Source organism: Atrimonas thermophila, from assembly GCF_045864955.1.
GTDB lineage: Bacteria > Atribacterota > Atribacteria > Atribacterales > Thermatribacteraceae > Thermatribacter > Thermatribacter velox.
The window spans coordinates 1,118,117-1,144,431 of sequence record NZ_AP028803.1; the positions used below are offsets into that span (position 1 = coordinate 1,118,117).

At 43.4% G+C, this 26,315-nt stretch carries 19 protein-coding genes and 2 tRNA genes; 13 read left to right on the forward strand and 8 right to left on the reverse strand.

Features of this window, described 5'->3' with window-relative positions:
• Positions 1–36 precede the first annotated feature (36 nt).
• The 7 genes from pstC (at position 37) to ACKTT1_RS05900 (ending at position 7,286) form a co-directional block, all read left to right on the forward strand.
• A complete protein-coding gene (pstC, locus tag ACKTT1_RS05870) occupies positions 37–960 on the forward strand; it encodes a phosphate ABC transporter permease subunit PstC (RefSeq protein ID WP_412710513.1) in 924 nt (307 codons plus the stop codon).
• Positions 953–1,846 (forward strand): phosphate ABC transporter permease PstA, encoded by an 894-nt coding sequence (gene pstA, locus ACKTT1_RS05875; RefSeq protein ID WP_412710514.1) that lies wholly within the window; start codon positions 953–955, stop codon positions 1,844–1,846. The genes pstC and pstA overlap by 8 nt, the downstream gene beginning before the upstream one ends.
• Before the next feature lie 268 nt (positions 1,847–2,114).
• Positions 2,115–3,446: an ABC transporter substrate-binding protein gene (locus tag ACKTT1_RS05880; protein WP_369019210.1), complete on the forward strand. Its 1,332-nt coding sequence runs from the start codon at positions 2,115–2,117 to the stop codon at positions 3,444–3,446.
• Between the two features lie 59 nt (positions 3,447–3,505).
• Positions 3,506–4,369 (forward strand): carbohydrate ABC transporter permease, encoded by an 864-nt coding sequence (locus ACKTT1_RS05885; RefSeq protein ID WP_369019209.1) that lies wholly within the window; start codon positions 3,506–3,508, stop codon positions 4,367–4,369.
• Complete coding sequence (locus ACKTT1_RS05890) at positions 4,366–5,259, forward strand: carbohydrate ABC transporter permease (protein WP_369019208.1); 894 nt, start codon at positions 4,366–4,368, stop codon at positions 5,257–5,259. Before ACKTT1_RS05885 ends, ACKTT1_RS05890 begins: the two co-directional genes overlap by 4 nt.
• 4 nt (positions 5,260–5,263) lie before the next feature.
• Positions 5,264–6,262: a phosphoglycerate dehydrogenase gene (locus ACKTT1_RS05895; RefSeq protein WP_369019207.1), complete on the forward strand. Its 999-nt coding sequence runs from the start codon at positions 5,264–5,266 to the stop codon at positions 6,260–6,262.
• Positions 6,246–7,286: a zinc-dependent alcohol dehydrogenase gene (locus tag ACKTT1_RS05900; protein ID WP_369019206.1), complete on the forward strand. Its 1,041-nt coding sequence runs from the start codon at positions 6,246–6,248 to the stop codon at positions 7,284–7,286. Before ACKTT1_RS05895 ends, ACKTT1_RS05900 begins: the two co-directional genes overlap by 17 nt.
• Positions 7,287–7,349: 63 nt before the next feature.
• On the opposite strand, the gene ACKTT1_RS05905 is transcribed toward ACKTT1_RS05900, so the two are convergent.
• The 4 genes from ACKTT1_RS05905 to ACKTT1_RS05920 all read right to left on the reverse strand — a co-directional run bounded on the left by ACKTT1_RS05905 (position 7,350) and on the right by ACKTT1_RS05920 (position 11,678).
• Complete coding sequence (locus ACKTT1_RS05905) at positions 7,350–8,126, reverse strand: DUF1638 domain-containing protein (protein WP_369019205.1); 777 nt, start codon at positions 8,124–8,126, stop codon at positions 7,350–7,352.
• Between the two features lie 211 nt (positions 8,127–8,337).
• Positions 8,338–9,441 (reverse strand): radical SAM protein, encoded by a 1,104-nt coding sequence (locus ACKTT1_RS05910; protein WP_369019204.1) that lies wholly within the window; start codon positions 9,439–9,441, stop codon positions 8,338–8,340.
• Entirely contained in the window at positions 9,428–10,228 is an 801-nt protein-coding gene (locus tag ACKTT1_RS05915) for an inositol monophosphatase family protein (protein ID WP_369019203.1), read from the reverse strand. The genes ACKTT1_RS05910 and ACKTT1_RS05915 overlap by 14 nt, the downstream gene beginning before the upstream one ends.
• Entirely contained in the window at positions 10,221–11,678 is a 1,458-nt protein-coding gene (locus ACKTT1_RS05920; RefSeq protein ID WP_369019202.1) for an FGGY-family carbohydrate kinase, read from the reverse strand. Before ACKTT1_RS05920 ends, ACKTT1_RS05915 begins: the two co-directional genes overlap by 8 nt.
• Before the next feature lie 171 nt (positions 11,679–11,849).
• On the opposite strand from ACKTT1_RS05920, the gene ACKTT1_RS05925 reads away from it, so the two are divergent.
• Positions 11,850–13,781, forward strand: a complete 1,932-nt coding sequence (locus ACKTT1_RS05925) for a methyltransferase domain-containing protein (RefSeq protein WP_412708919.1) — start codon at positions 11,850–11,852, stop codon at positions 13,779–13,781.
• 109 nt (positions 13,782–13,890) lie between these two features.
• Here the strand turns inward: ACKTT1_RS05925 and ACKTT1_RS05930 are convergent, their stop codons facing one another.
• Complete coding sequence (locus ACKTT1_RS05930) at positions 13,891–15,237, reverse strand: hypothetical protein (protein WP_369019200.1); 1,347 nt, start codon at positions 15,235–15,237, stop codon at positions 13,891–13,893.
• A gap of 203 nt (positions 15,238–15,440) precedes the next feature.
• Complete coding sequence (locus tag ACKTT1_RS05935; RefSeq protein WP_412708920.1) at positions 15,441–16,568, reverse strand: aldose epimerase family protein; 1,128 nt, start codon at positions 16,566–16,568, stop codon at positions 15,441–15,443.
• A 464-nt stretch (positions 16,569–17,032) separates the two neighbouring features.
• Here ACKTT1_RS05935 and rgy point away from each other — a divergent pair, with 464 nt between their 5' ends.
• On the forward strand, positions 17,033–20,332 hold the full coding sequence (gene rgy, locus ACKTT1_RS05940) for a reverse gyrase (RefSeq protein WP_412708921.1): 3,300 nt from the start codon (positions 17,033–17,035) through the stop codon (positions 20,330–20,332).
• A 51-nt stretch (positions 20,333–20,383) separates the two neighbouring features.
• Positions 20,384–20,460, forward strand: a tRNA-His gene (locus ACKTT1_RS05945).
• A 205-nt stretch (positions 20,461–20,665) separates the two neighbouring features.
• Here the strand turns inward: ACKTT1_RS05945 and ACKTT1_RS05950 are convergent.
• Positions 20,666–22,717, reverse strand: coding sequence for a heavy metal translocating P-type ATPase (locus tag ACKTT1_RS05950; RefSeq protein WP_412708922.1), 2,052 nt, complete (start codon positions 22,715–22,717; stop codon positions 20,666–20,668).
• 273 nt (positions 22,718–22,990) lie between these two features.
• Between ACKTT1_RS05950 and serC the strand changes: the two genes are divergently transcribed.
• From serC to ACKTT1_RS05965, 3 genes are all read left to right on the forward strand, one after another.
• On the forward strand, positions 22,991–24,079 hold the full coding sequence (gene serC / locus ACKTT1_RS05955; protein WP_369019198.1) for a 3-phosphoserine/phosphohydroxythreonine transaminase: 1,089 nt from the start codon (positions 22,991–22,993) through the stop codon (positions 24,077–24,079).
• A gap of 52 nt (positions 24,080–24,131) precedes the next feature.
• Positions 24,132–24,206 (forward strand) — tRNA-Val (locus tag ACKTT1_RS05960).
• A 274-nt stretch (positions 24,207–24,480) separates the two neighbouring features.
• The gene (locus ACKTT1_RS05965) at positions 24,481–25,593 is read left to right on the forward strand and encodes a uroporphyrinogen decarboxylase family protein (protein WP_369019197.1); all 1,113 of its coding nucleotides are present in this window, start codon (positions 24,481–24,483) and stop codon (positions 25,591–25,593) included.
• Positions 25,594–25,670: 77 nt separating this feature from the next.
• Here ACKTT1_RS05965 and ACKTT1_RS05970 read toward each other — a convergent pair whose 3' ends face one another.
• Positions 25,671–26,309, reverse strand: coding sequence for a hypothetical protein (locus ACKTT1_RS05970; protein ID WP_369019196.1), 639 nt, complete (start codon positions 26,307–26,309; stop codon positions 25,671–25,673).
• Between the last annotated feature and the right edge of the window lie 6 nt (positions 26,310–26,315).

Sequence of the window (26,315 nt, forward strand, 5' to 3'; positions counted from 1 at the left end):
GGAATAATCTCCTGGCATTTAGGTGAACAGGAGACGATGTTGGGAAAAACTTCGAAAAAGGATAAAGATTTAGTTATCTTACAAGCCAAAAGAAAGGAACAAATTGTCAAAAGTGTGTTTTTTATTTTTAGTTTGGTTTCTATTTTTACCACTTTAGGAATCGTCTTTGTTCTGATTTTTGAAGCTGCTGGCTTTTTCCAGGAAGTCTCGATTTTGGAATTTCTCACTGATACCCTGTGGACACCTCTTTTTTATGATAAGCATTTCGGTATCTTGCCTCTTCTTTGCGGAACATTGCTCACTTCTCTTATTGCTATGCTGGTTGCAGGCCCTTTAGGATTGCTTACTGCAATATTTTTGAGTGAGTATGCTTCCCCTCGGGTAAGGCGTATTTGTAAACCCATACTGGAAATACTGGCTGGAGTACCAACTGTGGTGTATGGGTATTTTGCTCTGCTTTTCGTCACTCCCCTTTTGCAGAAGATAATACCTTCTCTTTCGGGTTTCAATGCACTCTCTCCAGGAATAGTTATGGGTATCATGATATTGCCTCTCGTTTCCTCTCTTAGCGAAGACGCTATGTACGTGGTTCCTCAAGGTTTGCGCGAAGCAGCATATGCTCTGGGCTCCACCAAAATGGAGGTTTCTCTTAAAGTTGTTGTTCCGGCTGCTTTTTCAGGAATTACCACTTCTTTTATTCTGGCTATTTCCCGTGCGATTGGTGAAACTATGTTGGTTACCATTGCTGCCGGACAAATGGCTCAGCTAACCTTCAATCCTTTGGTTCCCATTCAAACCATGACTGCCTACATTGTCCAGGTTAGTCTTGGTGACACCCCTGCAGGAAGCCTTGAATATAAGACCATCTTTGCAGTTGGGATGGTACTCTTTTTGCTAACTTTGATTCTTAATTTGGTTGCCCAGTGGTTGCGCAAAAGGTTCAGAGAAGCTTATGAGTGAAAGCAAATCTTTAGAACTGGATTTATTTTTGAAGCGTAAAAAAACTAAAGAAAAAATTTTTCTGATTCTGGCCACAAGTGCTTTACTTCTTTCGCTTATAGCTCTTTTTGTCCTTCTCATCGATGTTTTTTATGATGGAATACCTCGCCTTGGATGGCAATTTTTAACCAGCTTCCCTTCCCGACGCCCAGAACGAGCTGGTATATTACCTGCTCTGGTGGGTAGTATCTATGTAGTAGGTTTAACCATTTGCTTTTCAGTGCCCCTGGGTGTTGGAGCGGGTATTTACCTTGAAGAATATTCGAGAAAAGATTGGTTGAGCAAGCTCATAGAAATCAATGTTTCTACTTTGGCCGGAGTGCCTTCTATCATATATGGTATCTTAGGGCTCGAGCTATTTGTGCGGACCATGCGACTGGGACGGGGCCTTCTAGCAGGGGCGCTTACTCTTACTTTGCTGGTGTTACCTATCATCATAGTGTCCACGCGGGAAGCCATTCGCGCAGTACCCTTGTCCCTGCGGGAGGCAGCTTTTGCTCTGGGAGCTACTCGCTGGCAGGTAATCAAAGATCAGGTATTGCCAGTGGCTATCCCGGGCATCCTCACTGGAGTGATTCTTGCTGTTTCCCGCGCCATAGGAGAAACCGCACCTTTGATAATGATAGGAGCCTTAACTTACATTGCTTTCCTTCCTGATAGTCTAAACGCACCTTTTACTGCGTTACCCATTCAGATTTTTAACTGGGTATCGCGTCCGCAAAAGGGCTTTCACGCCAACGCTGCAGCGGGTATTGTGGTCCTTCTGGTTATAACTCTTTCTCTTAACTCACTTTCCATATTCCTGCGCAATTACTTTCAGAAGAAAACTTCCTCACGTGTTGCTTGATTCTCTCACCCTTGTCAGCCTGTAATTCACTTTTGTTGACACAGAAGAGATAAAAACGTATCATTTTTAAAAGGCCAATTTACATATAAAAGAACCTACAACTAATGACGTATCGGGAAACGCAGCAGACTCTTCAGTGCTTTTCTTGCTCCAGATGTTTGAGAACATACAATAAACTTTTGAAAGGGAGGTGGAATCAGGAGGAAAACGCTTGTTGGTCAACTCTTTTATTTTCGATTAACTCTTTGGCCGTGAAGGAGGGATTGTGATGTTCTGGAAGAAATGGATGTTGTTGACGCTGGTTTTAGTCGGTGTGATTTTGGTAGGAAGTATTGTTCTGGCCCAGGAAAAGCCTAAGTTGAACATCTGGGGAAGAGCTTCCTTTGCTCCTGCTCAGGCCTATTGGGTAAATTCAGTGCTTTACGAATGGGCTCAGGAAAAGGGAATTGACGTCAAGATTACCTGGATTCCAGTGGGCGATATTGCAGCAAAAGTGGTTACCGCTGTTGCTTCAGGGACCGAACCCGACATGGTTATCGGTGGTATGCCCTATACCAAATTTGCTGAATCAGGGCTCCTTTTGCCTCTTGATGATGTTGTTGACCAGCTGGGTCGAGATGATTTCTTTGAAGTTATACTCCAGATGGGCACCATTAATGGAAAAATCTATGCTATTCCTATGGGTTGGGAAATAACTTGGCTCCATATCCGTAAGGACCTTTTTGAGAAGGCGGGAGTAATGGATCTTTTACCCTTTGACAACGAAGAAGAAGTGGTGCAAGCTGCAGAAAAACTCACCGGTGTAGAAGAAGGAGTTTATGGAATTGGTCTTCCCTTAGGTGGAACGGGTTATGACTGTGCCTGGACCTTTCTTCTTTACTGGTACGGTTTTGGTGGAGGTATGATGACTGAGCGTTCTTCCAAAGGAGTGGTATTTGGGCAAGAGCCCTATCGTTCTGCTACCAAGAGAGTTTTTGCATTCTTTAAAGATATCTACGAAAGAGGACTTACACCTCCTGACTCCGGTGAGTGGGTGGATATTTCCAATAACCTTGCTTTCCTGGATGGCAGAGTGGCCATGACTTCAAACCCCATGAGCATCTGGTATGCAATTATGACTGGAAAACCAGAGTTGGTTCCTAAAACACTGATAGTTCCTGATGCCTTTCCCATCAACTTAGGTCAGGAGTCGAATTTCATTTTTAAATCCACCAAAAACCCCGACCTTGCCAAGGAAGCGTTAATGGTCATACTTGGTGATAAAGAAAAATATCGCCAGGGATGGTGCGAACAATCCCAGCTCTACAACCTGCCCATTTTTAAGAGCCAGATGCAGGTTTTGAGCGAAAACTGGAAACAGGGAAAATACCCGGTAATGCTTATGGATCCCTATGAAGCGGCGATGCGCATCCAGTTTGATGAATGGCCGATGACCTATCCACTTGGCGAAGCCACTTCGGTGATGGAAGACTTTGAAAACGGTTGGATGATTAATGATATGGTGATTCGAGCTGTAGTTCGAGGCGAAGATCCTGACAAGTTAATTGATGAATACGATGCCAAACTCAAGGAAATGGCCAAAGAAAATTACGGAGAGTAACTAATCAGGAAACTTGAGAGAAGGGGGATTGTAATCCCCCTTCTCTCAAGAAGGGGTTGATGAATTTGCGACTTCTAAAAAGATTAGATGACTGGTTTTATCTTCTACCGGCTCTTTTCTTTTTGACTTTCGTTTTGATAATACCCCTTGTTTATATATTTGCTCTGAGCTTTTATAAAATGCCTTTGGGCAGAGAAGCTGTTTTTATTGGTTTTGCAAACTTTACCCGCATCCTGAAGGACGCGCTTTTTTACAAGAGCTTAAAAAACACTTTTCTTTATGCTTTTCCAGCAGTCGGCATTAAGGCAGTAATCGGGTTAGCAGTGGCTGTCTTTTTAAATCAAAAATTTCGTGGGAGAGGCTTCCTAAGAGCTATTTCAATTCTACCCTGGGCACTTCCTCCTTTCATTTGTGCTGTTCTTTTCTGGTTCATTTATGATTATCGAGGCATAGGTAATTTTCTGCTCTCTTTATTTGGTTTAAAGCCCATTCACTGGTTGGGCTTTGAATATGCTATGCCCTCCATAATCCTTGTAAATGTGTGGCATGGATGGCCTTTTTTCTATCTCGGCTTTCTGGCGGGCTTGCAGGCCATACCTGAAGAGCTCTATGAAAGCGCTTCCATCGACGGTGCTTCTTCCTGGCAAAAGTTTCTCTATGTTACCCTCCCCATACTGAAGCCTGTATTCTGGATTGTTTGCAGTCTCTCGCTGATGTGGACCATGGGGGATTTTGTTATTCCCAAGATGATGACCGGAGGCGGCCCTGCCGATGCAACGCTGACCATTCCGATAGCTACTTACAAAATAGCCTTTTTGCTGGGATTAAACTATCCTCTGGCTTCTGCCTATGCAGTTAGCATTCTGCCCATATTTGCAATCCTCATCTTCTTCACTCTTCGCCAGATGGGAGGTTCGCAATGAGGAAAAGAAATTTTTCAAAAAATATTCAAATTATCATTTTCAGTGTGATCCTCCTTCTGTGGATTTTTATACCAGTTTACTGGATTATTAAAACTGCCTTCTCCCCTGAGGAAGAGGCCTGGAACCTGGCGCCCTCGAGCAATCTGACTCTTAACAATTTCAGGAAGATTTTTTCTGGGAAAAGAGAATTAGCCCCTGGCGAAATATCTATGGAAGAAGTTACTGGAGTGTCGTTAACTATTTCTTCAACCATTAACCGACCCCTTTTGAATACCCTTTGGGTTTCGGTTCTCGCGGTAACCTTTACCATGGTGGTGTCCAGTCTTGCAGGTTATAACCTGGCACGTTTTGTTTACCCAGGCAAAAAGTTTGCCTCTTCATTGATTCTTTTTGCGTATGTTTTTCCTCCTTTCATCCTGATGGTTCCTATGACTCTTATTTTAAAAAGAATAGGTCTTACTGATTCTCTGTTTGGTTTAAGTATAGTGCATCTTGCTTATACCATACCTTTCGCTACCTACATGTTGAGCGGGTACTTTATGGGTATACCCCGGGAACTCGATGAAGCAGCGATGGTTGATGGCTGTTCGCGCTTTCAGGCTTTTTTAAGGATTACCCTCCCTCTGGCAGCTCCGGGTCTGGTCACTGTGGCCATTTTTTCCTTTGTGCTTTCTTGGGGGGATGTTATTTTTGCCACAGTCCTCATAAACGATGTTGATAAGTACACTCTACCTCTGCATATTGGATTCTTTCTTTATGGTGGCGAGATTGTTGACCCTGGCGCGTTGGCAGCAACTACCATATTCGCTGGATTGGTACCAGCCCTCCTGTACCTGACTGTTCAGCGCTTTGTGAGAATGGGCATTGTTGCTGGGGCGGTAAAGGGTTGAGATGATGAGCAAAGCAAAGGTTCTTATTACTCCCCAGGCTTCTTTTGGTAAATTTTCGCAAGCAGAGGAAATTCTTCGAGAAAACGGTATAGAACCTGTTTTTCCTCCTTATCCTCATCCCTTAACAGAAAATCAGCTTTTGGAAGTGATTGCGCCCTTTGACGCTCTTATTTTCGGCCTGGAACTACTTACCGAAAGGGTTTTTGAAAAAGCAAAAAACTTAAAGGTTGTCTCTAAACATGGGGTAGGTGTGGACAACGTAGATATTGAAGCAGCTACCCGAAGAGGTATTGTGGTTACCAATGCTCCAGGTAGTAATGAAAATGCGGTTGCTGAACTTACCATTGCTTTCCTGTTCATGCTTACCCGCCATGTTGTGCAACTACACGAGGATTTGCGAAAAAAACAATGGGGGAAAATGGTGGGAATGGAACTTGAAGGCAAAATCCTTGGTGTCGTTGGCACAGGAAGAATTGGGAAAAGAGTGGCTAAAAAAGCAATGGCTCTGGACATGCGGGTTCTGGGATATGACCTTGTGCCTGACCAGGAGCTTGCGTCACACCCACAATTCCAGTACACCGACCTGGAACAGCTTTTACAGACCTCTGATTTTGTTACCCTGCATCTTCCTTTAAACGAGAAAACCAGGAAGCTAATCAACCGTGAAAGGTTAGCTTTGATGAAAAGAACGGCTTTTCTGATTAATACTGCAAGAGGAGGGATAGTTGACGAGAAAGCACTGTACGACGTTCTAAAAGAAGGCAGGATTGCAGGTGCTGCGCTGGACGTTTTCTCTCAAGAACCACCCTTTGATAATCCTATCTTAGAACTACCTAATGTGATAACTACACCTCATATAGGCGCTGATACCAGGGAAGCAGTGAGAAACATGGATGAGGTGTCGGCAAAAAACGTAATTTTGGTGTTGCAAGGGAAGCCACCCCTTCACTCGGTTAATTTCCATCTTTTGCAGAAGGAGGATGTTCATGAAAGCTCTTCTTAAAACCCATCAAGGGCCAGGTCTTGAAATTGCTGATATGCCGGTTCCTGAACCGCTCGAAAATGAAGTGCTTATCAAAGTTCAAAAGAGCGCTATTTGCGGCTCAGATTTAAAGATCCTTCACTGGATGCCCCCAGTAAGTTCCTTGGTCGAAAAGCTTCCTTTTGTTCCTGGGCATGAATGTTCAGGCACTGTTGTGGAAGTAGGCAAGAACGTCAAACACTTTAAAGCTGGCGACCGAGTAGCTGTGGATACCCACATTTCTTGTGGTAAATGTTGGCAGTGCCTGAATGGAAGGGCCCATACCTGTGAGAACATGCTCCTTTTTGGACATCAGGTCAATGGGTGTTTTGCAGAGTATGTTACTGTTTCAGAAAGAGCCGTTTTTGCCCTCCCTGAAGAGGTGGATTATGAAACTGGTTGTCTCTTTGAACCCATGGGTATTCCCTTTCGTGCAGTGGAACGAGGAGAAGTGAAGGGCGAGACAGTTCTGGTGATAGGTTGTGGCCCTATAGGTCTTTTTGCAATTGCTTTTTCACGTCTTATGGGTGCTTCGCGCATTGTAGCCGCTGATATAAACTCCTATCGTTTGGAACTGGCTAAAAAGTTGGGTGCCGATGTGAGTGTTGACGTTCGGCAGTCTTCTTTGAGAGAAACACTCGATGGAACTCTGGGTTTCGAGAAAGGGCTGGGTGTGATTATTGAAGCTTCGGGTAGCGTGAAAACGCTCAAAGAGGCAATTGCTGCCACCAGAGTCGGGGCGAAAGTGATGTGTATTGGTCACAGTCAGGAAGCACTTTCTTTGCAGTTATCCCCGGAAATCGTATTGAGAGAGCTGGAGATTGTTGGGTTTTTTGGCAGACGAATCTGGGATACCTGGGAAAAAGTATCTGCTCTGGCAAAACAAAATAGTGAGTTTTTGAAGCAGGTTATTACCCACCGTTTCAGCATCGAGGAGTACGAAAGTGCTTTTCAGGTAGCTGAGGAAGGTTCAGGAGGCAAAGTGCTTTTTAACTTCGGACAGTGACAATATCTGAAAGCAACTGCAACGGTAACTAAAGGATTTTTGCAAAAGCAATGAATTTACTGATTACTCAACCACGCACCTTTTACAAAAAATATTTTTGTCGCCGCTTGCTTCTATTACCTCTCCAGGCTTTACTATTAAAAATCTTTCCTCATCCCAGGCTCCGCGCAGGAGGTCAGAGAGTAACTTTGTGTCACCTCTGACCTCCTCAAATTCCCAGCCCAGAAATTCTGCACACTCTTGGGTAAAGCGACAGTATTTCTCGTCTACGGAGAATCCCCAGCTAATGTATATAGCTCTGCTATACTCTCTTTGCCAGTTATCTTCAAGTTGCATTAAGAAAGCTGCGTTTTCTTCACCAAATTTATTTTTAAAAATTTGATAGATGAGTTCTCTTCGTTCCCTGCTGGGTTGAATGCTGTGTTCAATCCATCCCGACGAATACCAGTAGATTCCCCGGTATTTTTCAAAGTAGTAGTGGTATAGTTCTGAAGAACCAAGGAGCAGGCTTATGCAATCGTGAACCCGCGGGATAACCAGTTGATAGCGTTTTGAGCTAAGTCCCTCGGTACCATTACTGCACAAACCGTAGGCAAGCACAATGGCATCATAATCGTACTCAAACTCAAGGCCTTCCTGCTGATAACTCATTTTTTGGGGTGAGGTGGCGTGTATTTTTTCCTGAAGTGTCTGGCGCAAGCTCGGAGGATCGTTATGAAGTCCCAGAGGGAGAAACTCAACATCACACACATTGGGTGACTGCGAAGCAAGTAGAGAAACTTCACGCCACATGGAGCGGCATGCTAAAACTTTAAATCTTTTACCAGTAATACTATGCATTGTCTTTCACCCCTTGAGTTTTTTATTTAGAAGTATTTTACTTAATATATCGGTTTTTGTTTCTGTATCTTTATAGTTTTTTCAAAAAATTTTTGTTTTCGAATGGATAATTAACAAAAGCACAGTTTGTTTATTCCTTGTTTGTAATTTTTATACCAGGTTACCGCTTTGTCAAAAGAATGGGTTTTTAGTTCTTGCCTCAACTGGTCTCTCAGTTCAGGAGAAACACGTTTTCTATAGTTACTCTCTCCAGTCCTGCTTTTCGAGCTTCTTCCAGACAGCGCAAAGCAGTTTTTCTGCTTGTCTGGGGCAAATCGTAAAAATAGAATTGGGGTGAAAAAGCCAGCAGGGTGTAGGGAATCGAAGGATCCAGATTGGCGATGTAACGGGCTATTTCATACACTTCCTCTTCTTCTACGTATCCTGGAATCAGAGGAGTGCTTGCAGTTAAAAGAAAAGCCTCTCCTCCTTGCGTTTTACGCCAATTTACAATTCTGGCAAAATTATCCAAGGTTTTCTGATTGGAGAAGCCAGTAAGAACGCGATGCAGTGTATCATTAAAAGCCTTGAGGTCAAACTTAATACATCCTCCGCTATGCGCGGAAACCTTGAAAGCCTGGAACAGGAGGTTTTCGTTCATGTTGCCACAGGTTTCAAAGCAAATGCGCAAAGTGAGAAGACGTTGTTCTGCTTCTGCTTTTTGAATTGCGAGTCGGGAGAGAGCAATAGCATGGTGGAGTTGGGGTACAGGGTCTCCTCCAAAAAAGCAGATACAAGCCACCTGTCTGGTTACTTTCTCAAGCAATTCATTGACGCTGTATAGCGGTTCCATTTTTTGTAGCAGATGGTGGTAGTGCCAGTTCTGACAAAAAAGACAATTCAGAGAACAACTTCCGTAGAATATAGCCAGGTTGTAGTATTTTCTTAAATCAGGTAAGGAAAAACTTGCTTTTTTCCCATAAGGGCAAATCCATGAGGCTACACAATTGGTTGGCAAGGAATCGTAGTACCAATGCAGGAGTCCCTTCTGAGGGTTACCAGTACGGTATCGAAGACGGTTATTGCGGTTTTCGTACAACCCACAGTAACCATGTTCTCCATCGCGCATTGCACATTGATGGAAGCATAGGGAACACCTTACTTTGCCTTGACGTGGTGGGTATTCAGGAAGGTCCAGTTCTTTACGGACCAGTCGGTGCACCTGGTCCGCTCTTTGCAAAGCTTTCTGAGGATGTTGTAGGATGCACTTCCTGCACAAAGCAAGCACTTCACTTATAAGTCTGCTTTTGCGACCACATATGTTACAGGTTCCCATTGGGTCTATTTTTTCTCATGGCAAGGAATTCAAGCAGTTCCAGTAAAAGGTGGTGATTTGCAGCAATAAGGGAGGTGGAAGTGGGTTCCCACTCTTTTCCATCAAGGCTTTTAAACTCTCCGCCAGCTTCGCTCAAGACAACCAAAGAGGCAGCTATATCATAGAGAGCCACCTGGGGTTCGAAGTATGCATCAAAACGACCACAAGCAACGTAGCAAAGTTCGATCGAAGCTGCTCCATAAGCCCTCAGATCGTTAACTGCAGGAAGAAGCTCTGTGTAGAGGGAAGCGCTTTTCTCTCTCAACGCAATGTCATAAGGAAAACCAGTAGCAATCAGCGCACTATCCAGGGTTTTCTTTCCGCTAATGCAAATTCTCTTGCCATTTAAGTAGGCTCCTTTGCCCCTTGCAGCCCAAAAGGTTTCTCTTAGTTCGGGTATGTGAACGATGCCGATGGTTGGTACGCCAAGCTCGAAAAAAGCTATAGAAACCGAGAAAAAAGGCAACCTGTATATGAAATTACTTGTACCATCGATTGGGTCAATGACCCAGGTTTTATTTAAGTGTTCCAGAGAAATAGAGCCTTCTTCCCCAAAGAAAAAGTCATCTGGAAAGGAAGTTTTTAAGAGACTGATAATTAATTCCTGAGCTTCTAAGTCGACATTGGTTACCAGGTCTGCCCAGCTGCTTTTTTGGTCAATGGTCAGAATTGCTTCCTTTTTAGAAAGTAAAAATTCACCAGCCTGGTGAGCAACTTTCAGCGCAGTTTCCAATCTTTTTTCAGTCAAGAGCGTACCCCCTTTTCTCGCATTCTTCGACAAAGCAAGCATATTTTTCCTGATACGCTTCCTGCAAAGCAGGGTCCGGTTCAAAAACCTTTTCAATGCGTATCATTTCTCTCACCGCTTTGCTAATCCCTCCCCAATACTGAGCGCTGGCGATTACACAGGCTCCCATTGCTGCTTCTTCTGAGGCTGGAACACAAAGCGGTAAGCCACTTATAGAAGCTCTGATTCTGCACCAGAGTTCACTTTTTGCACCGCTTCCTGAAGCGAATATCTTCTTTACTTTATCAACTCCAAGCCTTTCCAAAAGTTCTATGGCGAAGCGCTCTACATAGCCTACTCCTTCAAGGCAAGCTGCATAGAGCTCTTCCTGAGTATTTTCTTTGCCTATTTTAAATGAGCGTGCCTCCTGACAGGAAAAAGGTAGTCTTTCGCCCTCCCTCATCAGTGGGTAAAAAACAATTCCGGTAGGTAGGGAAACACTTTCACTAACCTTTCTGTCCCAAGCCCGGTACTCTTCTCCGGGGAAAAGCTTCTGTAAACACTCTCCACCGGTATTACTGGCACCACCAGGCAACCACATTCCTTCGGGATGGCGGTGACAGTAAATTCTACCCCGGGGGTCTCTAATCAGCGATTTTGATATCCCTCTTAAGACCAGCGTCGTCCCCAGGGTGGAAGAAAGGTCTCCTAAACCATGTGCTCCAGAAGCGTAAAAAGCAGCCGTACCGTCAGTAGCTCCTGCTACAACCAGAGTTTTTGGAGATAATCCGAGTTCATCAGCAACTTCTTTGGAAACCGTGCCTATGACTTCACCGGTTGGAACTACTTTGGGTAACTTGCAGAGGGGAATGCCTAAATCTTTTTCAATGAACTCTGGCCAGCAGTTATTGATGAGGTCATACCCCATTTTGAGGCAGTTCGAAATGTCAGAAATACCCCATTCACCGGTTAGTTTGGCGTTGATAAAATCTGTAGGATGGATAAAAAAGCGAGTTTGTTCAAAAATGGAGGGTTCATTTCTTTTTATCCACAATACTTTGGATAGGGCAAAAGACGCTCCAAATTTGTAGCCAAGGTTTTCGATAAACGTTTTTGCGAACTGATTGATCAAGAAAGCCTCCTCTTTCGCCCTGGTATCGTTATACATTATTGCTCTTCTCAAGACTCTTCCTTTTACGTCGACCGGAATAACTGAACCCGAGGTGGAATCCACAGCCAATGCTTTTATCGAAGCATGATTACTGTTTTTTTGACGAAGACGATATAGCAATCGCCTTAGGCAGGCAAGCGTTTTGTCCCACCATTCTTCAGGGTCTTGTTCGAAAAACACCCCTTCCAGCCAGGAACGAGTTATCGTTTCTCTGCTTTCAGCCACAATATTGCCCTTCAAGTCACTTGCAATACAGCGTACTCCTTGCGTGCCCACATCTATGCCTGCTACAAGATCCATTTCCTATAGTACCTCCCCTTTCAGTCAAGACTATAACACAAAAAACTTTTCTCTAACTATGGTAAAGCAGACTGTAGTATCAAAAAATTTTCAAAGGGTGGGATACCATTTGCCCAAACAGCGTTAAAATTATCCAAAAATAAATCTCTTTTAAAGGTGGTATCAGTCGGAGTGGCTCAAAAATCCGCTTCTTTTAAAAAGGGTGTTCATCGAGGACGCCCCAGAAAACAAACTAAATTTTTAGGCCCGGTTGCTAACCTTGAAGAACACGTTCCGCCAGATTGGTGGAGAACTCTTTTTGGGCCTGTTTACCTCAAAACTGACGGTGATGTAGTCGAGGACACGAATCTTACCCGAACGGAAGTTGATGTGATATTGGAAATTTTGCAACCTTCTCCTGATGCAGCTATTCTGGATCTTTGTTGTGGTCAAGGTAGACATTCTCTGGAACTCGCCAGAAGGGGTTATACCGGAGTTTGTGCTTTGGATCGCTCCAGATATCTCATTCAGAAAGCTAAGAACCAAGCCAGAAAAGAGGGACTTAATGTAGCTTTCAAGGAAGGTGACGCTCGGAAATTACCTTATCCTGATGAGAGTTTTGACTATGTTTTGCTTCTCGGAAACAGTTTTGGTTACTTTGAAAGCATCAGGGATGATATTCTGGTTCTCCGCGAAGTCATGCGAGTTTTAAAACCCATGGGTAAGGTTTTTATTGATGTAGCAGATGGTGAATACCTTCGCAACAATTTCAAAGCTCGTTCCTGGGAATGGATTGATAAAAGGTATTTTGTGTGCAGAGAGCGGTCACTTTCTACGGATAGGACACGTCTCATTTCTCGAGAAATTGTAATACATGCTCAGAAAGGGGTTGTTGTGGACCAGTTCTATAGTGAAAGATTATATTCTGAGAAAAGTTTGAAAGAACTTCTTGAAAAATCAGGTTTTAGTGAAATAACTTTCCACGGTGAATTTGTCCCTCAGTCTTCACGGAATCAGGATTTGGGCATGATGGAACAGCGCATTCTGGTTACTGCCCGTGTCAACAAACAGAAAAAGCGTGTACAGAAGAAAGGCTTAATTCGTTCTCAAAAAGAAATCGTGGTTTTACTTGGTGATCCCAAGCAAAAGGATTTTTTAAAACCTGGAACCGTCTTTGACGAGGACGACTTTTATACCATAGAGCAACTTAAAGAAGCATTAAGCAGGCTGGAGAGATTTCGTTTCACTTTTCTTGATAACCATGGGACGTTGATTAGGGAACTTATAGGCCTGAAGGGTAAGGTTGATTTGGTTTTGAATTTTTGTGACGAAGGATTCAAGAATGATCCCTATAAGGAGTTGCATATTCCCGCTTTACTCGAAATGCTTGATCTACCCTATACCGGTTCTGGACCACAATGTCTGGCCTATTGTTACGACAAGTCTTTGGTAAGAGGTGTAGCCAGGGAAATGGGTGTTCCCGTGCCCAGAGCCTGTTTTATAAAACCCGAGGATATGGCATTTTCTATTCCCATTGCTTTCCCGGTAATCGTCAAACCTAACTTTGGTGATTCGAGCTTTGGCATAACTGAAAAGAGTGTTTGCTTTTCTTTAGAAGAACTTGTCGAGGCAATCGCATGGATACGTGAGAAGCTCGGTTATACGCAACCTATTCTGGTAGAGGAATTTCTTACTGGCAAGGATTTGAGTGTGGGAATTATTGGTAATCTTCCCGACAACTACATTGTTTTACCAATTACTGAGGAAGACTATTCAGAACTTCCTCCCGATTTGCCTCGCATATGTGGCTATGAAGCCAAATGGCTCCCTGATTCTCCGTATGGGAAGGTAAGGTCGGTCAAGGCTGAAATTCCAGAGAGCATCGAGAAGTTAATTGTAGAGCATTCTCTTAAACTCATTGAAAGATTTGGGTGTCGTGATTACGTGAGGCTCGACTGGAGGCTGGATGAAGAAGGATATCCTCGCCTTCTGGAGATTAATCCCAATCCCGGCTGGTGTTATGACGGACATCTTGCCAAAATGGCAGCCATAGGTGGCATGTCTTACTCCGAATTGCTACAAACCATCATCGAAACAGCATTATTAAGGATTGAAAGACAATGAATACGTAATTTTTCTTCCGACAACCTGAAAATTATTTCGAAAGTTACAATAGTTGGGAGTTCGTAACCTTTCCTATGTGCAAAAAAGAGACTTTCCTTACAGGTCTTGGTTACTTACTCCCAAATTTTTGTAGTAGTTCTGGAGTATTCATTTGTCCTACCTGATCAATTGTTTTTTTGTCTGGTGGAATGCTCTTTCCTAATCTGGCAAAGAATTCATTTTTGTGTAAACGGTTGGAGAAATGTCTGGCAGCCCAATCGCTGCTATAGCCGCGCTGGGATGTCATTTCTAAGACAGTGTGTCCCCAGAGTATCATCGCGCTTTCACGAAAGTAAGGCGCTAAGGGCTTAAGATAAGGAGAGTCGAAATCATCAACAAATTTTTGACCGTACTTATTGAGTTCGGTTCCTACGAAAATGGGCATTGCTCTCTTTTTAGCTGCTTCTACTATGGCGTAAAGATTAGCCACTTTTGTTTTCCTCTCTGCAGGATCTTCGAGGTTCCAGTTGCGGTCGGGAACAAGAAATATACTTTCTATATTTTTTTCCAGGCAGAAGTCAAGCAGGAAATCGGGATCTTTTTCACCGTCCCTGGTACCGTCGAGCCAGGAAAAGGAAGGGATGGCTCCGAGTTCCCAAATCATCGAGTTGACCTCTTTCAGAGTTGGAAAATCTCCAGCGTCAGGCTCAATGTACCCAACTCCGCCAAATTTTGCCAGTTTCGTACGAAGAAAGTCGTAAAAATCTGGTTTGTTGTTAATTAAGCTCTTCAGTTTTAGAGGTTCAGCACAAAGCTTTTGTGACCAGAATTCTATCCTTTCTTCCAGCTTGGGGAAAACAAGTTCAGCTTTTGAGTCATAAGCTTTGATTATATGGCGCTCAGTGGGGTTACCACCTGGAGTAAGAGGAAGCACATCCTTTTCATAGTCAATAGCTACTTCCGGCAGATAAGCATTTATTTTTTCTATGACCTTTAAGTTTCTGTTCTGGGCAATCTCACGAAGCCGAGTTAAAGTCTTTTCTGCTGTGCTATTGGGTGTTGGCAACCTGGTAAAGCCATTGCCCATATAATATGCTACACCAGGTTCGTTGGGAGAACTTAATTCCTGCTCTTTAAATTCAGGAAGGTAAATCCTGGTTTCGATACCCGAAGCCACTCGAATGCCTATGCTAAGCCCACCCCATAAGAACTCGGGCATGGCATCGAGCACGTCAAAATCTACGCTTCCTGCCATCTCAAGACGTTCTTTCTTTGCTTTGTAAATAATATGGAGAGGTGAATAGCCATAAGCGTTAAAGGAGAAAAAGGTATGGAAGTGAAGATTAAAAATGGGCAAAGGGGGCTGGAAAGTGATTTCCCCTCTTTTTTCCATATCACATATTTTTAAAAAGGCACTTCTGCGAACCTCGGGGTTAAAGTCATCAAGTAACCGCTCAAGCTCTTCCAACTTCTGCATCAATACCTGCTCCTTTCCTTTTAGGAATGTTGGTGTTTTTATATTACCTCAAACTTCAGAACGCGGAAACAAAATTTTAAAGTGATTGAAAGAACAAAGTTTTCTGTAAGTGTTAAACCTGAAAGAAATAAGAGTAAATAAGAGGGAGGTGGCACCCTGGCTGGAGTCTTGAAAAGTCCAGCCAGGGTGCCACATTCACGGGTCTACTCTACGAGAAACTTGTAAATAGTGGTGGTTTTATAAGTTTCCCCGGGAAGAAGCACCACAGAGGGGAAGTTGGGCTTGTTAGGAGAGTCTGGATAGTGTTGAGTTTCAAGACAAAAGCCGTAGTACTGCCCGTAATATTTACCGCCCTTCCCTACCACATCCAGCCAGTTGCCACAGTAAAGCTGCACACCAGGCTGGTCAGTATAAACTTCCATTATCCTGCCTGAAGTTAGTTCTTTCACCTTTGCAGCAAGGATGAGTTTTCCCTCCGGGTTGTTGAGGACAAAATTATGGTCGTATCCTTTAAACGGAGGCTCAGCAAGTTCCTTAATCCTTTCTCCGATAGTGTGAGGAGTTCTGAAATCGAAAATGGTGCCTTCAACTGGTGCTATTTCCCCCGTTGGGATAAGCGTATCATCAGTTGGTGTATAGTGGTCAGCATTAAGCATCAGCTCGTGTTCTAAAATGGTTCCATTCCCCTCGCCTTTAAGGTTGAAGTAACTATGGTTGGTAAGGTTTACAACCGTAGGTTTATCGGTTGTTGCCAGATAATCTATGCGTAAAGCATTGTCATTGGTTAAGGTATAAGTAACCGTTACGTTCAGGTTGCCCGGAAAACCTTCTTCACCATCGTGACTTAAGTATTTTAACCTGAGAGCAGGACCATCTGGGGTGTATAGAGGATATGCTTTCCAAACTCTCAAATGAAAGCCCTTTACTCCACCATGCAGACTGTTGGGACCATTGTTCTGAACCAGGGTGTAGGTTCTGCCATCGAGGGTAAACTGACCATTGGCAATACGGTTTGCGTAGCGACCAACAATACATCCAAAGTAAGGGTTATTAGGGCTTTCATATCCAGCTACATCATCAAAACCCAGGACAACGTCCGCAAAGTTTCCGTCTTTGTCTGGCACCCATAGTTCTGTTACTGTTCCACCCAGAGTTATTATCTTGACCATCATCCCGTTTTGGTTTACCAAAGTGTATTGTTCTACAGGAGTTCCATCTTCAGTGCTACCCCAAGGTGCTTTATCAATTTGCATGTTTTGAAGAGACCAGGCGGGAACAGCGATTACTACAAGCAAGGCAAACACCAGAAGGACAAAACTTAACCTCGACATGTGTAACCCCTCCTATCAATTTTTTGCTCAAAGTATGTCTTTGAGCAAAAATATATTATAACTTAAAAGGGGTTAAGTCAATATTGACCATAAATATTTTTGGTCAGGGATTCATAGAGAGTGTTGGTTCTTTCCTGCTTTTACTTAACAGTTACAACGAAACACCTAAAAGCGGGCAAGTTCCAGCACTGCTGCGTAGAAAGTAAAAAATGCCACCTAAGAAATTTTTCTCGTTTTTTGGTTTCATGTTTTAAAATAAAAAGCCTTTCGCTTCTTTGAGCAAAATTTACTCAAAAATCGCTGAAGTTCAACTTAAGTTTTCACTTTCAGGTTTTCCAAACAGCAATTATTACGATTCTGGCTAAAAAGAAGTCAATGAGTTATAGTAAAAATGGAGAGGTAACAACTTTGGTTCCACTTAGTTTTCGCTGCTTTTAGATGGGGGTGAGAGTTTATTAGAAGCCATGAGCATAGCGCTGGTTTATAAAAACCTGTGTCCGGTGTGTGGTGGGGACCTCGAGTGGAAAGAAATAGAAAGCGGTAACTGTAACCGACTTGGCACAACTTTTCTCTCCCTTGAGGAGGATTCTTTTCGGGAATTTAGCGACTTTTTTGAAGAGCGGACTGGAATGCAACTCAAGTCTTTGCAGCGCTATTTTGCCAAAAAACTACTTTCAGGCCTGAGTTTCTCTGCTTTTGCTCCTACAGGCTATGGGAAAACCCTCCTGGGGCTTGTTTACAGCGCTTATCTTGCGGAAAAGGGCAAAAAGTGTTATCTCCTTTTTCCTACTGTTCTTCTGGCAAATCAGAGCTTTGAGCGACTTAAGCAATTGACCAAAAGTTCCATTCTTTTCTATCAGAACAAATCACCAAAAGAACGCGAAAAATTTTTAGAAAGGCTTCAAGAGGGCGATTTTGATATACTTTTGACCACTACTGCTTTTTTGGGTAGACACTTTGATAGCTTAAGCCAACTGCGATTTGACTTTATCCTGGTTGACGATGTTGACGCACTTCTCAAGGCCTCTCGAAACATTGAAAGAGTGCTTATGTTGCTCGGTTTTTCCCAACAGGAAATTGAAGAGAAAAAACCCGATACTTCTAAAAAACATGGTCAGCTTCTTGTATCCACCGCCACTTCAAGACCGGGTCCCAAAGCTCGAATTTTTACCAATCTCCTTCATTTCAGCGTTGGAAGCACACACTTTAATCTGCGGAACATTGACGACTACGCAATATACTGTGACGACCAGCAAGAGAAATTGGAATCACTTTTGTGCATTACGAAAAACTTGGGTTATGGAGGACTGATCTTCGCCAACACCGAGCAGGAAGTAGAAGAGCTGGCGACATTTCTTTCAAAGCATTTGAAATGCGGCGTAATTACTTCGCAAACAACCCGAAAGGAGCTCCAAAAAACAATTCAAGAGTTTGAAGAGGGCAAAAAGGATTTACTTCTTGGTGTCGCAGCTCCTTATGGAATCCTGGTCAGGGGACTGGATTACCCTTTATGTTTTCGATACACGCTTTTCTGGGGAGCTCCGTTCTTAAAAGTATCATTTGGAAGTATAGACGATTTAAGCCCAGGTATGCTCGCTCTTCTTGCTTTCGCGTTTCGGGGTCATCCGGAAATTGAAAAGGAGCTACCCTACCTCAGGAAACGCGAGAACTCCCGTGAGAAGGTTAAAATGCTAATTAAAAAACTTCTCTTTGATGAACATTTCACAAGGACCGTAAAGGAAGTAGTTATTGAAAACAACCAGCTTCTAATACCCAACCTCCCGGTCTACATCCAGGCTTCAGGGAGAACTTCGCGCCTTTTTGCAGGAGGCGTGACTTATGGGATTAGCTTTGTTCTGGAAAAAGAGACTTTCTTTGAAGCTTTTCTGCAAAGAGCAATGTACTATGAAATCAACTTCAAGAAACTATCAGCGTGTGACGTCTCAAAAATAGACTTTCTTTCGATTAAGAAACGTCTCGATGAAAGCAGGGCTCGTTATGCCTCTTCAAAGGAAAACAAAGACTGGATTTATCCACTCTTTTTTGTTGTAGAAAGTCCTACCAAAGCAAAGCAAATTGCTCGTTTTTTTGGTCATCCATCTATGTTTTCTCTTGGGGAACAACCTTTCTATGAGGTAGCTACCGGTGAACATCTGCTGGTGATAACTGCTTCTTTGGGCCACCTGGTAGACCTTGTGGAAGAAGGAGGATATCATGGTGTCACAATCGACAATGGAAAGTTTATTCCTTACTATGGTTCTATCAAAAAATGTACCAAAGGAGACCAATTTGTGGCTTATAAAACATGCCCCCGTTGTGGTGAACCTCCTGCATTTGACTCCCACCAGCGCATATCCAACCTGGTGAAGGTTAGTCGGTTAGCTGAAAACCTGATTATAGCTACTGACCCTGATACCGAAGGCGAAAAAATCGCTTACGATGTTGCCAGCTTAACAGCAATTGCGCGGCGTGCCAGGAGGGCCGAATTTCACGAGGTCACTAAGAAAGCGGTTCTACAAGCTTTAATGTCTCCAAGAAATATTAACCACAACTTGGTAAAGGCACAACTGGTACGTCGCATCGAAGATCGCTGGATTGGGTTTGAAATTTCCAGCATTCTCAGAGAACGTTTTAATGGAACCAATCTTTCGGCTGGCAGAGCACAGACCCCTCTTTTGCAATGGATTGTAGAAAACTACCGCAAACACCAGGAAAAAGTGCGTTTTTACTATCTTGAAATAGAAGGTCGGAGAATAACCCTGGGAACCGAAGAGGACCTTAAAATTGAAATGAACAACGGAGATAGAGTAACACTATTTATTGAGAAAATTGCAGAAAGCCAAGAAGTGAAACTTCCCCCTCCCCCTTACACTACTGATACTCTTCTTGACGAAGCGAATCGTCTGTTTAAGCTGAGTTCCAAGGAAATCATGCGTACACTCCAAAAGCTATTTGAAAACGGGTTCATAACTTACCATCGTACTGATAGTACTCGTGTCTCTGATGCCGGTCTTGAAATAGCGCGCCTTTATCTCAAAGAACACTTTGCAGGGAGAAAATGGCAGGAAAAAGCCGAAGGTGCTCACGAATGCATCCGCCCGACCAGAGCAATAGACTGGAAAACCTTGAGGGAACTTATCGAAGAGGGAGTTATCAGAACCTCGGATGTCATTTCCTACCGGGATTTTAAGGTGTATGATCTGGTTTTTAAAAGATTTATGGCCAGCCAGTGTCCACCAGTGCGGCTTTTAACGCTCCGATACTCACTAAATTTTAGGGGCTCGGGTTTAACAAAGGAGATAACACGCGTTGTGTCTGTTGACGGCAAGGCTTTCGAGCTCTATCCACAAATTGTTTCCGTTGAAAAACCTCTTCCCGAAGGCCTTCAGGAAGCAACTATCTCGGTAAAGAGAGTGCCGAAAGTGCCGCTCCTTACTCAGGCAGATTTGGTAAGACTAATGAAAGAACGGCGTATAGGAAGACCCTCCACCTACTCGTTTTTGATTAACCGCCTTTTTGAGAGAGGGTATGTGGTTGAAAAGAATTTTCGTCTTATTCCCACCCAAAAAGGTCAAAGGGTTGCAGACTATCTGGCTCAGGAGTTTTCTGAATTTCTGTCTGAAGAGCGCAGTAGACTACTTGAGGAATTAATGGACCAGGTAGAAAAAGGAGATAAAGACTATCTTGCTGTGCTCCAAGAGCTTTATCAGGAAATCCAAGGCATTAAAGAAAAAGGAGCAGTTTTTGCCACCGAGAAACCTTAGCAAAAGAACGCTTGATTATTAATTAAAATTTGTTACAATATTTGTGCTGTGGTGAGCGTAGCTCAATCGGTCAGAGCACTGGACTGTGGCTCCAGGGGTTGGGGGTTCGAGTCCCCTCGCTCACCCCAGAAAGTTTGGAAAGCCCTTGCAATTCATCCTGGATTTCCCAAAAAATCCTTACTTCTCTCCCAAATCCGATGCTCATATCATAAAGGGAAAAGGCTTAAAAAAAATCGCTCAGTCCAAAACCGAAAAAACTCTTTTTCCAAATTCAGGTCACAGAATAGGTTTCCCAGTTAGTATCTCCTTCCAACTCTTATGAGCAATTCCGCTTTAAACCCGCCTAGAAAGCTTGCTTTTCAAATTTTGGGCGTTCAAAGCAACGATAATAGTCGATAGAGACATCAAAATGGCACCTACGGCTGGAGAAAGAAGAATGCCAAAAGAATAAAACATACCGGCAGCAAGAGGAATGGCTATAACGTTGTAACCGGTGGCCCAAAGGAGATTTTGCTGCATTTTAGAGGCAGTATGTCTTGAAAGCTCAAAAATAGCAACCACATCTCTGGGGTCGTTTTTGACTAAAACTATGTCTGCTGCCTCGATGGCCACTTCTGTACCAGCACCAATGGCTATGCCCAGGTTTGCCTCAACGAGAGCAGGAGCATCATTAACCCCATCACCTACCATAGCAACCTTAAGACCTCTCCCCTTTAATTCCCTTATTTTTTCAGCCTTTTCATGGGGTAAAACTTCGGCAAAGAATTCATCGAGGTCAAGCTCCTTTGCTACCCACTGAGCAACCGAACGACTGTCACCAGTCAACATCATCACTTTTTTGCCCAACTTCCTTAACATAGAAACGGCTTCTCTCGATTCTTTACGAACAATATCGGCAAGAGCTATGGCGCCGACAGGTTCATCTCCTTGAAGCAGGATTACTACTGTTTTACCTTCTTCGGCAACTTTCTGGATAGTTTCGGGAATGTTATTCCCTCTTTTGTCTCTCAAAAAAGCAGTAAGACTGACTATACGATAGGTGCTTTGCCCTATGTTGCCCTCTACTCCTTTGCCTGGAAAGTAGCGAAAATCTTTGACTTCCACGAGCTTTTGACCCCGATTTTTAGCCTCTCTCACGATTCCCTGAGCAATGGGATGTTCCGAAAAAACCTCCAGACTGGCTGCAAGGCCAATAATTTCTTCGCTATTCAAACCTTTATCAAAAGGAATTATATCGGTTACTCCAAACTTGCCTTCGGTTAAAGTTCCGGTCTTATCGAAAACCACTGCTTCAACATCCTTAGCGTTTTCAAAAGCGGTACGGTCTCTTATCAGCAATCCCCGACGTGCTGATATATTGGTAGACACCGCGACTACAAGGGGGATAGCCAAACCTAAAGCATGAGGACAGGTAATAACCATGACGGTAACCATGCGTTCCAGAGAAAAAGCGAAGTCAGCTCCGGAAACCAACCAGCTAATAAGAGTCGAAAGTCCTGCAACAATGGCAGCGACAGTTAACCACAAAGCGGCGCGATCCGCAATATCTTGCGTTCTGGACCTGGTTTCCTGAGCCTTCTGCACCAGTTCTATGACCTGAGCAAGATAAGTTTCTTTCCCCGTCTTGCTTACTCGAATTTTGAGAGTACCTTCTCCATTAACTGAACCCCCAATCACTTTGTCTTTGGGTGCTTTCTCCACGGGTTTGGATTCCCCGGTAAGCATTGCCTCGTTCACACTGGAGTGACCTTCTACCACTTCCCCATCGATGGGAATTTTCTCGCCAGGCCTAACCAGAACCAGGTCACCAGGTTTCAAAGCGGAAACAGGCACTTCTTTTACAGAGTTATCGTCAAGCAAAAGATGAGCTTCTGAAGGTAAGATTTTTACCAGTTCTTCCAGCGCTCGAGAGGCCCCCAGAACCGACTTCATTTCAAGCCAGTGTCCCAAAAGCATGATGTCGACCAGGGTAGTCAGTTCCCAAAAGAAGAACTTGCCCCGAAATCCGAATACAACCAAGCTTGAATAAACATAGGCAACGCTTATTGCCAGGGCAATAAGCGTCATCATTCCTGGGTTATGCTTTTTCAGCTCGGAGAAAACACCCCGTAAAAAGGGTAACCCTCCGTAAAAGAAAATAAAACTCGAAAGTAACCATAAAAGGAAGCTGGAACCTCTGAAAGTTAGCTCGAAACCCATAAAGTTCTGGATCATCGGTGAGAGCAAAAGAACAGGTATGGTTACAACCAGAGACACCCAAAATCTTTTTCTAAAATCGCTAACCATTTGCATGTGGTGTTCGTGATGAGAATGATGACTGATTTCCCCACCATGCGCATGGTGTAGAGAAGTTGTTCCCTCGTGGTGGTGATGGTGATTTTCCACAGACTTTCACCTCCAAGGTTAAAACAAATCAAGAAGTTCGATTATTTCCTAATAGCCCTACACTCTGGAAGTGCAAACCGCAAAATGTAGAATGTAGCGAGGCGGAGCAAGAGCCTCCCTGCTTTCCTGTGTTCTTCCTTTCAATTTTGAAGTACGCTGTTTTCTAAGAACCGTAATTTACTTAACAGGTAGCATTTTTGGTATAATTTAGAAATACTTTATCCGAAGACCAGTTGGGAGACTGTAAATTAAAACTCAAAGGGTGAAGAAGTCATGAAAGAAAAACGAGTTTTCATCTTTAATCCTGGACCAGCAGCCTTACCAATTCCGGTGCTGGAAGAAGTCAGAGAAGAAATGCTCAGCTTTCGGGGAACAGGCATGTCAATTCTGGAGATAAGCCATCGCTCCAAGGAATTTGAGGAAGTATTAAATACTGCCGTCCTGAGAATCAAAAGATTATTAAACCTTAATGACGATTTTGAGGTGGTATTTATCCAGGGGGGAGCAAGTCTCCAGTTTGCAATGGTTCCTATGAACTGTGCCCAGCCTGGAAAACCTATTGCCTATGTGGATACTGGGTACTGGTCTACCAAGGCAATACAGGAAGCCCAGCGCATCGTTGATGATGTATGCATCGTGGCCTCCTCGAAGGATAGAAACTACACTTACATTCCCAAGGAGATACCCATAGATGATAACTTTTCCTATTTGCACATTACTTCCAATAACACCATAAAGGGTACCCAGTGGTGGAAGTTTCCCAAAACGGGAAACATTCCTCTGGTAGCAGATATGTCTTCTGATATTTTCAGTAGAGTTTTTGATCCTCGTCCCTTTGGCATCATATATGCTGGAGCCCAAAAAAACGCTGGTCCGGCTGGAGTAACCATTGTAATCATTCGCAAAGATATGCTGGAACGCATTCCTAAAAATCTACCTACCATGCTCAACTATACTACCTTTGTAGAGAAAAATTCTTTATACAATACCCCTCCCTGCTTCGCAATTTACGTGGTAGAAAAAGTAGCCCGCTGGCTGGAGGAAAACATTGGTGGAGTGGCTGCCATGGAAGAAATAAATCGTAAAAAAGCAAACCTGCTTTACGGATACATAGACAGTCAGGATTTTTACCGCAACCCGGTGCAACCCGAAGATCGTTCCTGGATGAACGTAGTATTCAATCTCCCTTCTCCAGAGCTGGAAAAGCTTTTCGTTGAAGAAGCCACCCGTGAAGGTCTGGTGGGTTTGAAAGGGCATCGTTCAGTAGGTGGTTGTCGCGCCTCGTTGTATAATGGTGTTCCGCTGGAAGCAGTCGAGGTGCTGGTTGATTTCATGAAAGAATTTGCAAGACGCAATGGTTAATTTCTTTGGTCTTTGGAAATTTTTGTGATATAATGCTTAGCGCAAAAAGAGTGGGCGAATAGCTCAGAGGGAGAGCACTTGCCTTACAAGCAAGGGGTCGGAGGTTCAAGTCCTCCTTCGCCCACCAGTATTTTCAAGGCTCCAGCAACTTCATTTTCCACAGTTATCCTTCTCGACAGTACTTGCAATAGCAACAGGAAATAAAAAAATTTCACCACAATAGCCTTCTGGAAAGCTTTCATAAGCACTTTTAAGAAGCAAGGCTGAAAGGAGATTGAAGCAAGAACATTTGAACTCGACGAGATCAATAATTTATTAGTCGAAAACTGTTTGCGGTTTATAATCATCTTTGGGAGGAGTATTTTGAGATAAAGTATTTCCTCAAAAAGGAGGAATCAAAAATGACTTCCTCGGAACGTTTGCAAACAGCTTTGGCTCATAAAGAACCAGACAGAGTACCTCTTGACCTGGGAGGTATCGTTTCGGGAATTACCCTCTATGCCCATCGTAATCTTTGCAAGTTCCTGGGAATTCAGGAGGAAGAAACATTGGTTGATCGAGTTCAGTACCTTGCCAAGCCGGCTTCGACAATTCTGGAACAATTTGATATTGACACCCGTTACGTATACGATGTAATACCCTACCAGGTATGGTCCCACGACACAGAAGGAACGACCTGGAAAGACAGTTGGGGCGTGGAACGCCGCTTTACTGGACTTTACTACGATATGACCTCGCACCCTTTAGCTAAAGTAAGTAGTCTGGAAGAACTGAAAAAGTACGTGCCACCTGAACCATCAATCGATTTCTTTAAGAAGGCCCGAGGCGAAGCCGAGGTACTGAAAAACAGCGATAAAGCAGTTATTATAAATTGTATCGGTTCTTGTTTTGAATTCGCCTGGTATTTACGCGGTTTTGCTCAGTTTATGATGGATCTTGTCTTTCAACCAGGACTTGCATGTAGCATTATGGATATCATGCTGGATTTTCAGTTACAGCAATTTAATTTGCTTCTTCAAGAAGCGGGTACTTTAATAGATTTAGTGCTGGTAGGAGATGACCTTGCTACCCAAAATTCTCCTTTAATATCTATTGAGATGTATCGCAAGTATGTCAAACCCAGACAGAAAAAACTTTACGAGTTTATCAAAACAAAGACTTCTGCGCCCCTTCTTTATCACTCCTGTGGAGCAATCGCTGATTTTCTTGAAGATCTTGTAGAAATAGGTGTTGAAGTAATCAACCCTGTTCAAGTTTCTGCGAGTGGTATGGACCCCAAATGGCTTAAGAAGAATTTTGGAGAAGCGCTTTCCTTTTGGGGTGGCATTGATACCCAGAGAGTGCTTCCCTTTGGAACCCCTGAGGAAGTACGGGAAGAAGTCCGACGCAGGATAGATGAACTGGCGCCTGGTGGAGGATATGTCCTCTGCACAGTACATAACATTCAAGCTGATGTCCCACCGCAAAATATCGTTGCTATGTATGAAGAGGCTCTTTCATATGGAACTTACTAAATAGAGCAACCATACTCAAGGCATTTTTCGAGACTCAAAGAGTGCTGTCAAAATTATAGCTTCTTATATTTCCTTCTTTATTCCAGACAGGATGGTTTCGCATCCTCAATGGGTTGCCAAGCAGCGATATATACGTAGTAATCAGGTATATTCCATGCGTACTCTCTTTTGTAGATAAGATAAATTTCCAACTTATAACGAGTTTGAGCCTTGAATACATCAAGATTGTTTCCCCTTACACCTGCAACATGGTAAAACGGACCGGAACGGGTCATTCCAACAACTTCAAGGATGGAACCTATACCAGAGGGGGGAACCACAATTTCTGCTTCCCGAAACTCAGGTGGCATGAGTACTCCGAATTTTTCGTCAAAGAGGTCTATAGCTCTTTCCTGACCTTCGAGAAGGTACTCCTCGGGTTTCATGTTCTCGAATATATCCAGCATCTTTTCAAGATAATCTATTTTTTTCTCTTTCTGTTCGTCTTCTCTTTTCTCATAGCGGTCTATCTCCATGGAAATGGCGCCTAAGGTAGCTTTGATGAGCTCAGATTTAAGTTCCAGGTTCTGCTCTTCTGCCTTGTTTTCCTCCACCAGAACACCGCTTGATTTCACCAGGGAATCATTGTCTGTTTCTGCAAGACCCGCAGTAGTTAGCAAAAAAAACAAGAGAAGTGTAATCAGGATGAATGCACTGGAAGTTTCCCCTTTTTTCATTCCTAA